This window comes from Pseudonocardia sp. NPDC046786 (assembly GCF_040645415.1).
Lineage (GTDB): Bacteria > Actinomycetota > Actinomycetes > Mycobacteriales > Pseudonocardiaceae > Pseudonocardia > Pseudonocardia kongjuensis.
In genome coordinates, this window is the sequence record NZ_JBEYYF010000004.1 from 72,005 (window position 1) to 84,886 (window position 12,882).

Sequence of the window (12,882 nt, forward strand, 5' to 3'; positions counted from 1 at the left end):
CGTGCACGTCGTCGTCCTGCCCGATCCCGCCGCCTGCGGTGCGGCGGTGGCCGACGCCGTCGCCGACGCCGTGACCGGCGCGGCGGGCGGACCGGTGAACCTGGGCCTGGCCACCGGCAGCTCGCCGCTGCCGGCCTACGCCGAGCTGATCCGCAGGCACCGGCGCGAGGGGCTGTCGTTCCGCGGCGCCCGCGCGTTCCTGCTCGACGAGTACCTCGGCCTGCCCCGCGACCATCCCCAGTCCTACCGGCAGGTGATCCGGCGCGAGCTCACCGACCATCTCGACATCGACCCGGCGGCCGTGCACGCCCCGGACGGCACCGCCGACGACCCGGCCGTGGCGGCCGCCCGCTACGAGCGGCTGCTGCTCGACGCCGGCCCGATCGACGTGCAGATCCTCGGGATCGGCCGGAACGGCCACGTCGGGTTCAACGAGCCCGGCTCACCACCCGGCTCGACGACCCGGGTGGTCACGCTGACCGGGCGCACCCGGGCCGACAACGCCCGGTTCTTCGACCGCCCGCAGGACGTGCCGCACCGCGTGCTCACCCAGGGGATCGGCACGATCGGCCGGGCGGCGCACCTGGTGCTGGTCGCGACCGGCCCGGAGAAGGCCCCGGCGGTCGCGGCCGCGGTGCACGGGCCGGTCGGCAGCGCGGTGCCCGCCTCGCTGCTGCGCGACCACCCGCGTTGCACGGTGGTCCTCGACCCGGCCGCCGCGGCCGGTCTCGGACCCGGCCGGTCCGGCAGGATGTGCGGTACGGGCACCCCGGTCCGCGGCTACCGTTGAGCCCGGGACGGGCCGGAGCGACCGGCCGCCGGGGCGGGCCCGGGACGGTGCGGGGAGGGGACGGTCGATGACGCGGGCAGTCCGGATCGGTGACGGGGTCGTGCCCAAGCACGAGCAGCTCCGCACCCTGCTCGCCGACGCGATCGCCCGCGACTTCGCCCCCGGCGATCCGTTCCCGAGCGAGCGCAGGCTGTGCCTCGACCACGGGGTCAGCCGGGTCACCGTGCGGGCCGCCGTCGGGCAGCTCGAACGCGACGGCCTGCTCACCCGGGTCCGCGGCAAGGGCACCTACGTCGCCGCCCGCACCGCGCGCTCGCGACTGCACCTGGCGTCGTTCCACGACGACATGCGCCGGCTCGGGCTGACCCCGACCACCGTGGTGCTCGAGGTGTCCCACGTCCCGCCGTCGGCGGACGCGGCGAAGGCGCTGAACCTGGGACCCGACCAGCGCTGCTACCGGGTGCGCAGGCTGCGGGTCGCCGACGGCGTCCCGATGTCCATCGACGACGCCTGGTACAACGCCGAGCTGGCCCCCGGGCTGGACCGGCACGACCTCAGCGGCTCCATCTACGGGATCCTGCTGGAGCACTACGAGCTGCCGATCGACCGGGCCGAGCAGAGCGTCGCCGCCCGGGAGGCCGACGAGGCGTCGGCCGTGCTGCTCGGGATCGCGCCCCGGGAGCCGATCCTGGTGTTCGACCGGACGGCGTCGTCGGGCGACCGGCCCGTCGAGTACACCGTCTCCCGCTACCGCGGCGACCGCTACGAGCTGCACATGTCCCTGGACCGGGAGTGGACCTGAGGTGATCAGCGGCTGATAGGTTCCGTCGCATGCCCGACGTGCGCCGCGCGGTGTGCCCCGGTTCCTACGACCCGCCGACGGTCGGCCACCTGGACGTGATCGCACGCACCGCAGCACTGTTCGACGAGGTGTTCGTCGCGATCCTGGTGAACCCGCGCAAGCAGGGCATGTTCGAGATCGACGAGCGGGTGCAGATGCTCACCGAGATCACCGCGGACCTGCCGCAGGTCCGGGTCGAGGCGTTCTCCGGGCTGGTCGTCGACTACTGCCGGGAGCGCGGCGCCCAGGCGATGGTGAAGGGCCTGCGCGGGGCCACCGACTACGACTACGAGCTGCCGATGGCGCACATGAACCGGCACCTCACCGGCGTCGAGACGCTGTTCCTGCCCGGCGCGCCCGGCCAGGTGTACGTCTCCAGCTCGCTCGTCAAGGAGGTCGCGCGCGGTGGCGGCGACGTCACGGCGTTCCTGCCGCCGAGCGTGCACGAGCGGCTGGTCGAGCGGTTGCAGGGTTGAGCCGGACGCTTCGCGTTCATCTGTGTGGGGGTCACCCTTCCGGAACTTGACACGCGCGAGTCGCGGGTAATAACGCGCCGTGCCGGTGGCCGGTGCGATGATCCCCCGCGTGTACCGGGTCTTCGAGTCGCTGGACGCGCTGGTGACGATCGTCGAGGACGCTCGCAGCGTCCCGATGACGTCGAACTGCGTGGTCCCGCGCGGCGACGTGCTGGAGCTGCTCGACGACGTCCGCGAGGCGATCCCGGGCGAGATGGACGACGCGCAGGACGTCCTCGACCGCCGGGACGAGGTGGTGTCCGAGGCGGAGCGGGAGGCCGAGGAGACCAGGTCCGCGGCGAGCTCCGAGGCCGAGGAGACGCTGCAGAACGCGCGCACCGAGGCCGAGCGGCTGGTGTCGGAGGCCCAGGAGGAGGCGTCCCGCACCCTCGCCGAGGCACGGCACGAGGCCGAGCGCGCCGTCGCCGAGGGCCGCAGGCAGTACGCCGAGCTGACCGACCGGGCCCGCGACGAGGCCGAGCGGATGACCCACGCCGGTCGCGCCGCGCACGACCGGCTGCTCGCCGACGGCCGGAACGAGCAGGCCCGGCTGGTCGCCCAGACCGAGGTCGTCCGGGCCGCGCACGCCGAGTCCGGCCGGATCGTCGACGCCGCTCACGCCGAGTCCGACCGGCTCCGCCGGGAGTGCGACGAGTACGTCGACACCACCCTCGGCGAGCTGGAGACCACCCTCAACAACGCGCTCGGCGTCGTCGGGCGCGGCCGCAGCCAGCTCTGGCGCGGCCAGGGCGGCGGCTACGGCTACGGGCCCGACGGGGGCCCCGGCGGCTACCCGCACAACGGCCGGACCGGCACCGGGATGGACCTCATCGACTGACCGGTGCGCCCGGCCCCCCGGTCACTGCGCGCCCGCCCACTGCGTGACCCGCGCCTGGCTCTCCTCCGGCGAGAGGTCCTCGACCCGGCACAGCACCGCCCAGCGGATCCCGTACGGGTCCACCACCGAGGCGAACCGGTCCCCGGAGACGAAGGTGTCCGGCTCCTCCCGGACGGTGCCGCCGGCGTCGGCGATCACCCGGACGGCCGCGTCGACGTCGGTGACGTACACGGCCAGCGACATGCCGACCGGATGGTCGCCGGGTGCGGCGGCGGTCAGCCCGTAGTCGGGAATCGGGTCGCTGACGGTGAACCGGCCGCGGGCCAGCTCCAGCTCGGCGTGGCCGACCAGCCCGCCCATCTCGGTCACCGAGACACTCCGCGCGCCGAACGCGGCGCAGTAGAGTGCGATCGCCTCACGGGCGGGGGAGGCGACCAGGTGCGGGGTCAGCGAGGTGCTCACGTGCGGCAGGCCGCCGGTGGTGTGCTCGCCGGTGGCGGGGGTGACGGTGTCGGTGCTCATGGGACGAGCCTGCCCCCGGCCCGTCCGGCGTTCTTGAAGATTCCCGACAGGGCGGGAGGGCGGCCGTGGTCGAGTCCCGCGGCCACCTGAACCCGGGCGGGCCGGATGTCGCGCTGAGCCGGTTCCCGATCGGCCTCGACGAGCTCGTCCGGTGGGCCTGGGTCGCCCGGTGGGACGTGCCCGACGGCGCCACCCGGCCGCAGCGGGTGCTGCAGTACCCGGCGTTCAACCTGGTCACCGAACCGGCCGGGGCCTACCTGTACGGGCCGCGGACGGTGGTCGATGTCCGCGAGCTGACCGGCCGGTCCTGGGTGGCGGCGGTGCTGCTGCGGCCGGCCGCGACGCCGCTGCTCACCGCGACCCCGCCCGCCGCGCTCCGCGGCTCGTCCGAGCCGTTCCCCGGCGCGCCGGTCGCGGCGCTGACCGCCGCCGTGCACGACGCGACCGATCCGGACCGGTCGGTCGCTGCGGTGTTGCGCGACTGGCTCGCACCGGCCGCCGCCCGGGTCGGCGACGCGGGCCGGCTGGTGAACCGGGCCTGCGCGCTCGCCGAGGAACGAGCCGACGTCGTCCGCGCCGACCAGCTCGCCGACGAGCTCGGGATCGCCCCCCGCACCCTGGAGCGGCTGATCCGCGGGCACGTCGGGCTGACCCCGCTGTGGCTGATCGAGTGCCGCAGGCTGCAGCACGCGGCCGCCGCGCTGCGGCTCGACCCGGACACCGACCTGGCCGTGCTGGCCGCCGACCTCGGCTACGCCGACCAGGCGCACTTCACCCGCCGCTACCGCGCCGTGGCGGGGGAGACGCCGGGCGCGACCCGGCGCGCGGCCCGCGCCGGACGATGATCGGAAACGTTCCGCGGGACAACGCCGTCGTACTACTCTCCGTGCATGGCACGCCGGCCCGAGCCCGATCCGACGACCTGGTGGGAGCGCTACGGGCACCGGCTGGAAGGACCGCCCGTGACATCCCGCCCCCTCCCGCAGGCCGCAGCCCCGGTGCTGGACGAGGCCGACGTGCTGCGCCCGCGCGTCGAACGGCCGGGCACCGGCTGGCGGCGCGCCCTGCACGACCTCACCGGCGGCCGGCTGAGCCCCGGCCCCGGTGAGGCCGAGCTGCACCGGGCCGCGCTGCTCGCCCGGGTCCGGGGCCCGCTGCCCGGATCGCACCGGGTCGCGGTGATGTCGGTGAAGGGCGGCGTCGGCAAGACGACCGTCGCCGCCTGCCTCGGACTCACCCTGGCCGAGCACCGCGGCGACCGGGCCGTCGTGCTGGACGCCAATCCGGACGCCGGCACCCTGGCCGACCGGCTCACCGGCGACCCGCGGGTCACCGTCCGGGACCTGCTCGACGATCTCGACGGCGTCACCACCTGGACCGACGTCTCCCGCTACACCAGCCTCGCCGGACGGCTGCAGGTGTTGTCCTCGGAGCAGGACCCGGCGTCCGGCGAGGCCTTCCGCCGCGACGAGTACGAGCGGGTCTGCGACCTGCTCGGCCGCTACTTCAACGTCATCGTCACCGACTCCGGGACCGGTCTGGTGCACTCGGCGATGGAGGGCACGCTGGCCCGCGCCGACTCCGTGGTGGTGGTCGGCGCGCCGACCGTCGACGGCGCCGGGCGCGCCGGGCGGACGCTGGACTGGCTGACCGCGCACGGCCACCAGGCGCTGGCCCGGGACGCCGTCGTCGTGCTGTCGTGCGACCGGCAGAGCGCCGAGGTGGACACCGGCCGGATCGTCGAGCACTTCGCCGGCCGCGCCCGCGGGGTGGTGCAGGTGCCGCACGACCCGCACCTGGCCACCGGCGGGCGGATCGACCCGGCCCGGCTGCGCCCGGCGACCGCGGCGGCGTTCCTGGAGCTGGGTGCGCTGGTCGCGGACGCGTTCGACGCGCGGGTGCGCTGAGATCGTCCGCCGCGGCGGCGTACCCTGGTCCGGGACATGAGCACGCAGCGCACCCCCCGATCCAGGCCCGCCCGTCCCGACGACGACCCGTGGGTGGTCAGCACCCGCGAGCTGGCCCGCCGCCCCGGGACACAACGCACCGTCACGCGGACGGTCCCCGCGCCCTCGGGTGACGAGGCGATCGGGCTGGTCGGGGTGATCGCCGTCCCGGACGGATCGGACGTCGATCTCGACGTGTCGCTGGAGTCGGTCACCGAGGGCGTCTACGCCTCGGGGACGGCATCGGCCCGGCTGGAGGGCGAGTGCTCGCGCTGCCTGGACCCGCTGTCCGACGACGTCGTGGTCGCCTTCGGCGAGCTGTTCGCCTACCCGGCCTCGGTCACCGAGGAGACCACCGACGCCGACGAGATCCCGCGGCTGGTCGACGAGCGGATCGATCTCACCCAGACCGTGCGGGACGCGCTGGTCACCGACCTGCCGATGGCGCCGCTGTGCAGGCCCGACTGCCCCGGGCTGTGCGAGGGCTGCGGCGAGCGGTGGGCCGATCTCGCGCCCGATCACGGGCATGAGACACTGGATCCTCGTTGGGCGGCGCTCCGTGAGCGCCTGCCCTCCACCGAGTGAGCCGGTGCCCCTCGCGGGCCGGATCCCGGTGAGCAGACAGACTGAACGTCTCAGAACCGAGGAGTGTCATCATGGCCGTCCCCAAGCGCCGGATGTCGCGGTCCAACACGCGGGCTCGCCGGTCGCAGTGGAAGGCCACTGCACCGAACCTGGTCGCCTGCTCGAACCGCGCGTGCCGGGAGCCGAAGCTGCAGCACATCGCCTGCCCGACCTGCGGTCAGTACGACGGCCGGCAGGTCACCCGTCCGGCCTGACCCGCCTGAGGTGGGCGAGAAGAGCGTGACCGGTCCGGCGACGGACCGGTCTCCTCTGCTGTCCGCGCTCGGCGTGGAGCTGGACGAGGAGCTGCTGGTCCTCGCGCTCACGCACCGGTCGTACGCCTACGAGCACGGTGGGCTGCCGACCAACGAGCGCCTGGAGTTCCTCGGAGACTCGGTGCTGTCCATCGTGATCACCGAGCGGCTCTACCGGGACCACCCGGACCTGCCGGAGGGGCAGCTCGCGAAGCTGCGGGCCAGCGTCGTCAACATGCACGCGCTGGCCGGCGTCGCGGCCGCACTGCCCGCCCCGGACGGGCGCACCGGTATCGACGGCACCCGGCTGGGGCTCGGCGCGTACCTGTTCCTGGGCCGCGGCGAGGAGCTGACCGGCGGCCGGACGAAGGCCAGCATCCTGGCCGACGCCACCGAGGCACTGCTCGGCGCCGTCTACATCCAGCACGGACTGGAGCCCTCCCGGGAGCTGATCCACCGACTGTTCGACGACCTGCTGCGCAGCGCACCGCTGCTCGGCGCCGGTCTGGACTGGAAGACCAGCCTGCAGGAGCTGACCGCGGCCGGAGGGCACGGCGTGCCCGAGTACCGGATCGACGAGGAGGGCCCGGACCACCTGAAGGTGTTCACCGCGACGGCCGTCGTCGCCGGGCGGGACCTCGGGACCGGCGCCGGGCGCACGAAGAAGGAAGCCGAGCAGAAGGCGGCCGAGCTCGCCTGGCGGGCGCTGTCGGCGGAGCAGAGCTCCGGCTCGACGCTCTGACCGCGCGCCGTGCCCGAGCTGCCCGAGGTCGAGGTCGTCCGGCGCGGACTGGCCGATCACGTGCTGGACCGCCGGATCGCCGGCGTCGAGGTCCTGCACCCGCGGGCGGTCCGCAGGCACCCGACCGGCCCGGACGACTTCACCGGCCGGCTGGGCGGGCGCACCCTGCGCGCCGCCGCCCGGCGCGGGAAGTACCTCTGGCTGGAGCTGGACACGGGCGGACCCGGCGCCCCGGGGGACGGGGCGCTGCTCGCGCATCTCGGGATGAGCGGGCAGATGCTGGTCGCCGATCCCGGGCGGCCGGACGAGAAGCACCTGCGGGTGCGGATCCGGTTCGACGACGACGGCCCCGAGCTGCGGTTCGTCGACCAGCGCACGTTCGGCGGGCTGTCCGTGCACCCGTTGCGGCCGGCGCCGGGTGGCGGGCTCGTTCCGGAACCGGTCGCGCACATCGCCCGCGACCCGATGGACCCGGCGTTCTCCGCGGCCGACGCCGTCGCTGCGCTGCGCCGGCGCCGGACCGAGGTCAAGCGGGCGCTGCTGGACCAGACCGTGGTCTCCGGGATCGGTAACATCTACGCCGACGAGGCCCTCTGGCGGGCCCGGCTGCACGGGGCCCGGCCGACCGACCGGCTGACCCGCGCCCAGGGCCACTCCGTGCTCGACGCCGCGACGACCGTGATGACCGAGGCGCTCGCCCAGGGCGGGACGTCGTTCGACGCGCTCTACGTCAACGTCAACGGGGCGTCGGGGTACTTCGACCGTTCGCTGAACGTCTACGGCCGGACCGACCGGGCCTGTCGCCGGTGCGGCACGCCGATCCGGCGGGACCACTTCATGAACCGGTCGTCCTTCACCTGCCCGCGCTGCCAGCCCACGCCGCGGCCGCGCCGCACCCCCTGACGGCGGGCCGCCACCGGTGCGGACCGCGCCGCACCCTCTGCTCCGATGCCGCACCCCCAGCACGTCCCCGCACCTGCTCCACCGGGTGCGCGAACCCGCTGGGGGTGCGATTCGCGACAGAAGGGGTGCGGGCCCGGGTTGGGGGTGCCCCGGGTGCAACGCGCTCCACGCTACTGCGGATAACATAGTACTCTCCGTGCGGAAGGAAGGGGGGCGATGGACACCAGCCAGCTGTTGAAGGGCGTACTCGATCTCGCGGTCCTGGCCGTGCTCGAACGGGCCGACGGCTACGGCTACGAGGTCGTGCGCGCGTTGCGCGGCGCCGGCCTCACCGAGGTCGGCGACGCCTCGGTCTACGGCACGCTGCGCCGGCTCTACGGGGCCGGGCTGCTCACGTCCTACGTCGTGCCGAGCGAGGAGGGGCCGCACCGCAAGTACTACGCGATCAACGAGCCGGGCCGGGAACGGCTGCGGGAGACGACGGACCGGTGGCGGGCGTTCGCCACCACGATGGACGGGCTGGTGGGCGCGTGATGGCCGAGACGGACGACCCGACGACGCGGATCCCCGACGGGACCACCGCCGCCTACCTGGACGGCCTGCGGTCCGCCCTGGCCGATCTGCCGCCCGGCGAGGTCGAGGAGATCGTCGAGGACGCCCGCGGGCATCTCGCGGAGCTCGCCGCGGAGCTCGGCGAGGGTTACGACCGGGACGCGGTGCACGAGCGGCTCGGGACCCCCGCGGCGTACGCGGCCGAGCTGCGGGCCGCGGCCGGGTTCGGCACCGCACCGGAGCGGTCCCCGGCGCACCGGGGCCGTTGGTCGGCCCGGTTCGCGGTGACGGCGCTGGTGGTGGGCGTCCTGATCGCCGTCGTCGGCGGGCTGGTGGTCCCGTCCGGTGTGCTGGGGCTGATCGTCGGGCTGGTGGTGGCGCTGATCGGGCTGCTGCCGGTGCTCGGTGACGGCCCGCGGCTGCCCTCGGTCGCGGCCCTGGGTTCGGTGTCCGCGCTGAACCGCGGCCTGCGGCCCGGACCGGAGGGCGCGGGCTCCGCACCGGAACCGGCGGGCCGGGGCGGCCGGATCGACGTCCCGGTCCTGCTCGCCGGGCTGCAACCCGGCTGGTGGGTGCTGCGCGCGGTGCTCGCGGGCGGCACGCTCGCCTACCTGTTCGCCGGGCAGGGCCCGACCGCGCTGGTGACCGGCGCGGTGCTCGGACTGGTCGCGATCCCGCTGTCGTTCGCGCTGGGCGCCCGCACCCGGGCCGACCGGCGGCTGCTGTGGGCGGTCGTGCCGCTGAACGCGTTCGCCGCCGGGGTGCTGCTGGGCGCGGTGCACTCGCTCGCGTCGCCGCCGTGGGACGACGGCCAGGCGTCCTGGGTGCAGCCCGGCCTGCTCCGGGACGGGGAGCCGGTCACCGACGTCCGCCCGTTCGACGCGCAGGGCAACCCGCTGTCCGGGGTGTACCTGTTCGACCAGGAGGGCCGCCCGCTGGCCGTGCAGGCCGTCGGCTGCATCCCGGCCGAGCGGCCCGGCGGCGGGTTGCCGGCGGAGCCGGGCCCGTACCCGCGGGGCGACCGCACGCCCGATCCGGACACCGGCGAGTGCGTGGCCACCCCGCCGGAACCGCTGATCGTCACGATCCCGGGCGGTGCGCCCGCGCCAGCGGCACCGGAGCCGGGTCCCACCGGTTGACGGGCGGGGACCGGGGCCGGGCGCGCACGGGGGGTGCGCGCCCGGCCCACGGTCACAGCCAGCCGTTGCGCCGGAACATCGTGTACAGCACCAGCGCGAGCGCGAGCATCATACCGAACGCCATCGGATAGCCGAACGTCCAGCTCAGCTCGGGCATGAGCTCGAAGTTCATCCCGTAGATGCCGGCGATCAGGCTGGGCGCGAAGAGGATCGCCGCCCAGGACGACACCTTCTTCATCTGCTCGTTCTGCGCGAACCCGGCCTCGGTCAACCGGGTCATCTCCTCGTTCTGCCGCTGCGCGACGAGGGTGGCGTTGACGGTGAGGATGTTGCCCAGCAGGTCGCGGAAACCCTCCACCCGCTCCCGGACCCGGGTCGCGTGGTCGATCACGTCGCGCATCGCCCGGCGCAGCTCCAGATCGGGGCTCGGCCCGGACTTCGCGAACCGGCCGCGCAGCTCCCCGAAGATCTCCTGCAACGGCTCGACGGCCCGCTGGAACGCGATCACCTCGCGGGTCAGCTGGTAGATCCGCCGGGAGACCTGCGGGTCGCCCCGGAACACCTGCTCCTCGATCTGGTCGATGTCGTCCTGCAGGCCGTCGAGGACGGGGGCGTAGTCGTCGACCACCCGGTCCAGCACGGCGTAGAGCACCGCCATCGGGCCGTGCGCGAGCAGCTGCGGGTCGTTCTCCAGCCGCTCGCGGACCTCGCCCAGCTCCGGCTCGACGGCGTGCCGGACGGTGATCACGAAGTCCGGGCCGAGGAACAGGTGGACCTCGCCGATCTGCACGACCTCGTCGTGGTCGACGTAGCGGGCCGGGCGGAGCACCACGAACTCGGTGTCGCCGTAGCGCTCCATCTTCGGGCGCTGGTGGGCGTTCACGGTGTCCTCGACGGCCAGCGGGTGCAGGTCGAACTCCTTCGCGACCTCGCGGATCTCGTCCAGGTCCGGGCGGAGCATCCCGATCCAGCAGAAGCTGCCGGACGCGCCGTCGTGCTGGTCGCGGCGGCAGCGGTGCAGCTCGGCGAGCGCCCCGTCCACCGAGCCGGGTGCCGCGGCCCGCCTGCCGTCCACGTACACCGCGTTGTCGATCACCGACATGCTCCGCGACCTCCCGGACTCCCGGCCCGGTGCCCCCGGCCCCGCAGAGGGTAACGACTGGTTCCCCGCTACGACGGCCGCCGGGCGTGACCGGCGGCACGACGCCGTCAAGGAGGCGTCAACGCTGCCCGTCCGTGCCGTCAAACGACCGTCACGACCCGGCCGCGGCGGTACTCCCAGCACGCACGATCCCGCCCGGGGGCACCGGAGGATCCGGTTGCGGACCCTGAAGGGGGACCTGTGGCCGACGTGGCCTGGCTCGTGCTGACGGTGGTGTGCTTCGCCGTCCTCGTGCTCGCGTTGCACGGGCTGGAGAAGCTGTGATCGCCGACGTCGTGGCCGGGCTGGCCGCGCCGGCGCTGCTCGTCCACCTGGTGGTCGCGATGCTGTGCCCGGAGCGCCGGTGATGGCGGGGGTGGCCCAGGTCGCCGTCCTGGTGGCGTTGCTCGCGGTCAGCCTCCGCCCGCTCGGGGACCGGATGGCGCGGGTCTACACCGACACCCGGCACGGGCGCGTCGAACGCGTCGTCTACCGGCTCTGCCGGGTCGATCCCGGCTCCGGACAGCGCTGGAGCACCTACGCCGCCGGAGTGCTCGGCCTGTCCCTGGTCTCGGTGCTGCTGCTCTACCTGCTGCAGCGGGTGCAGCCGCTGCTTCCGCTGGGGTTCGGCCGCGGCACCGACGGCACCGGCACGGTCGCGCCCGCGATGGCGTTCAACACCGCGGTGTCGTTCGTGACGAACACGAACTGGCAGTCCTACGTGCCCGAGCAGGTGCTCGGGCACAGCGTGCAGATGCTCGGCCTGACGGTGCAGAACGTGCTGTCCGCCGCGGTCGGGATGGCGGTGGCGGTCGCGCTGGTGCGCGGCTTCACGGCCACCGGCGACGGCGACGGGCGGATCGGCAACGTCTGGGTGGACGTGACTCGCGGGACGGTCCGGATCCTGCTGCCGCTCGCCGCGATCGCGGCGGTCGCGCTGGTCGCGACCGGGGTGGTGCAGTCGCTGCGCTCCGGAGTCGGGGTGACGACGGTGGACGGTGCGACGCACGTGCTGCCGCTGGCGCCCGCGGCGTCGCAGGAGGCGGTGAAGCTGCTCGGCACGAACGGCGGCGGGATCTTCAACGCGAACTCGGCGCACCCGTTCGAGAACCCGGGCCCGCTGTCCAACCTGTTCCAGGTCTACCTGCTGCTGGTGATCCCGGTGGCGCTCACCCGCACGTTCGGCGTGCTGGTCGGACGGGCCCGCGAGGGCGTCGTGCTGCTGGCCGTCGCGGGCGGCCTGTGGCTGGTGTTCCTCGGCGCCGCGTGGCTCGCCGAGCTGCACCCGAACGGTCCGGCGGCGCTCGCCGCGGGGGGCGCGCTGGAGGGCAAGGAGGCCCGGTTCGGGATCGCCGGGTCGGTGCTGTTCGCGGTGTCCACCACCGGGACGTCGACGGGGGCGGTGAACGCCATGCACGACAGCATGACCGGCGCCGGCGGCGGGATCGTGCTGCTGAACGTCCTGCTCGGCGAGGTCGCGCCGGGCGGGGTCGGCGCCGGGCTCTACGGGATTCTGGTGATGGCGGTGGTCGCGGTGTTCCTGGCCGGGCAGATGGTCGGGCGCACCCCGGAGTACCTGGGCAAGAAACTCGGCCGCCGGGAGATCACCTGCGCCGCGGTGTCGGTGCTGGTGATGCCCGCGCTGGTGCTGCTGGGGACGGCGCTGACCCTCGCGCTGCCCGGCGTCGCCGCCGGCGCGGTGGACGACGCGGGCCCGCACGGCTTCACTGAGGTGCTCTACGCGTGGGCGTCGGTGGCGAACAACAACGGATCGGCGTTCGCCGGGCTCACCGCGACCGGCGACTTCCTGCAGGGCGGGCTCGGGGTGGCGATGCTGCTCGGCCGGTTCCTGCCGATCCTGGCGGTGCTCTGCCTGGCCGGGTCGCTGGCGATCCGGCCCCGGGTGCCCGCGGGCGCCGGGACACTGCCCACCGACGGGCCGCTGTTCGGCACGCTGCTCAGCGGGACGGTGCTGCTGGTGTCGGCGCTGACCTTCCTCCCGGCGCTCGCGCTCGGCCCGATCGCCGAGGCGCTGTCGTGAGCCGGCCCGAGGAGCCCCGGGCGGCCACGCCGGT

General features: G+C 74.6%; 15 protein-coding genes. 13 read left to right on the top strand and 2 right to left on the bottom strand.

The genetic code is table 11. The annotated features are described in order from the left end of the window. Position 1 precedes the first annotated feature (1 nt). From ABZ881_RS06010 to ABZ881_RS06025, 4 genes are all read left to right on the top strand, one after another. The gene (locus ABZ881_RS06010) at positions 2 to 790 is read left to right on the top strand and encodes a glucosamine-6-phosphate deaminase (RefSeq protein WP_358482208.1); all 789 of its coding nucleotides are present in this window, start codon (positions 2 to 4) and stop codon (positions 788 to 790) included. Between the two features lie 67 nt (positions 791 to 857). Next, positions 858 to 1,592, top strand: a complete 735-nt coding sequence (locus tag ABZ881_RS06015; protein ID WP_344028476.1) for a GntR family transcriptional regulator — start codon at positions 858 to 860, stop codon at positions 1,590 to 1,592. A gap of 29 nt (positions 1,593 to 1,621) precedes the next feature. Next, entirely contained in the window at positions 1,622 to 2,107 is a 486-nt protein-coding gene (gene coaD / locus ABZ881_RS06020) for a pantetheine-phosphate adenylyltransferase (protein WP_344028479.1), read from the top strand. 109 nt (positions 2,108 to 2,216) lie between these two features. Further along, positions 2,217 to 2,984 carry a DivIVA domain-containing protein gene (locus ABZ881_RS06025; RefSeq protein WP_358482554.1) on the top strand — a complete coding sequence of 256 codons (768 nt, stop codon included), beginning with the start codon at positions 2,217 to 2,219 and terminating at the stop codon, positions 2,982 to 2,984. 21 nt (positions 2,985 to 3,005) lie between these two features. Here the strand turns inward: ABZ881_RS06025 and ABZ881_RS06030 are convergent, their stop codons facing one another. Further along, positions 3,006 to 3,506: a VOC family protein gene (locus tag ABZ881_RS06030; RefSeq protein ID WP_358482211.1), complete on the bottom strand. Its 501-nt coding sequence runs from the start codon at positions 3,504 to 3,506 to the stop codon at positions 3,006 to 3,008. Positions 3,507 to 3,571: 65 nt separating this feature from the next. Here ABZ881_RS06030 and ABZ881_RS06035 point away from each other — a divergent pair, with 65 nt between their 5' ends. From ABZ881_RS06035 to ABZ881_RS06070, 8 genes are all read left to right on the top strand, one after another. Next, the gene (locus tag ABZ881_RS06035; protein WP_358482213.1) at positions 3,572 to 4,351 is read left to right on the top strand and encodes a helix-turn-helix domain-containing protein; all 780 of its coding nucleotides are present in this window, start codon (positions 3,572 to 3,574) and stop codon (positions 4,349 to 4,351) included. Positions 4,352 to 4,396: 45 nt separating this feature from the next. Further along, positions 4,397 to 5,413 carry a MinD/ParA family protein gene (locus ABZ881_RS06040; RefSeq protein ID WP_358482214.1) on the top strand — a complete coding sequence of 339 codons (1,017 nt, stop codon included), beginning with the start codon at positions 4,397 to 4,399 and terminating at the stop codon, positions 5,411 to 5,413. Between the two features lie 36 nt (positions 5,414 to 5,449). Next, positions 5,450 to 6,037: a YceD family protein gene (locus tag ABZ881_RS06045; RefSeq protein WP_344028491.1), complete on the top strand. Its 588-nt coding sequence runs from the start codon at positions 5,450 to 5,452 to the stop codon at positions 6,035 to 6,037. Positions 6,038 to 6,108: 71 nt separating this feature from the next. Beyond that, entirely contained in the window at positions 6,109 to 6,291 is a 183-nt protein-coding gene (gene rpmF, locus ABZ881_RS06050) for a 50S ribosomal protein L32 (RefSeq protein WP_085912377.1), read from the top strand. 10 nt (positions 6,292 to 6,301) lie between these two features. Then, on the top strand, positions 6,302 to 7,072 hold the full coding sequence (rnc, locus tag ABZ881_RS06055) for a ribonuclease III (RefSeq protein ID WP_344028497.1): 771 nt from the start codon (positions 6,302 to 6,304) through the stop codon (positions 7,070 to 7,072). 9 nt (positions 7,073 to 7,081) lie between these two features. Beyond that, positions 7,082 to 7,975 (top strand): bifunctional DNA-formamidopyrimidine glycosylase/DNA-(apurinic or apyrimidinic site) lyase, encoded by an 894-nt coding sequence (gene mutM, locus ABZ881_RS06060; RefSeq protein ID WP_358482217.1) that lies wholly within the window; start codon positions 7,082 to 7,084, stop codon positions 7,973 to 7,975. Between the two features lie 216 nt (positions 7,976 to 8,191). After that, the gene (locus ABZ881_RS06065; protein WP_358482218.1) at positions 8,192 to 8,509 is read left to right on the top strand and encodes a PadR family transcriptional regulator; all 318 of its coding nucleotides are present in this window, start codon (positions 8,192 to 8,194) and stop codon (positions 8,507 to 8,509) included. Beyond that, positions 8,509 to 9,666, top strand: coding sequence for a hypothetical protein (locus ABZ881_RS06070; protein ID WP_358482220.1), 1,158 nt, complete (start codon positions 8,509 to 8,511; stop codon positions 9,664 to 9,666). Before ABZ881_RS06065 ends, ABZ881_RS06070 begins: the two co-directional genes overlap by 1 nt. Before the next feature lie 52 nt (positions 9,667 to 9,718). Here the strand turns inward: ABZ881_RS06070 and ABZ881_RS06075 are convergent, their stop codons facing one another. Continuing rightward, complete coding sequence (locus ABZ881_RS06075) at positions 9,719 to 10,768, bottom strand: magnesium and cobalt transport protein CorA (RefSeq protein WP_358482223.1); 1,050 nt, start codon at positions 10,766 to 10,768, stop codon at positions 9,719 to 9,721. A gap of 406 nt (positions 10,769 to 11,174) precedes the next feature. Here ABZ881_RS06075 and kdpA point away from each other — a divergent pair, with 406 nt between their 5' ends. After that, positions 11,175 to 12,848, top strand: coding sequence for a potassium-transporting ATPase subunit KdpA (gene kdpA, locus ABZ881_RS06080; RefSeq protein WP_358482225.1), 1,674 nt, complete (start codon positions 11,175 to 11,177; stop codon positions 12,846 to 12,848). Positions 12,849 to 12,882: the final 34 nt, after the last annotated feature.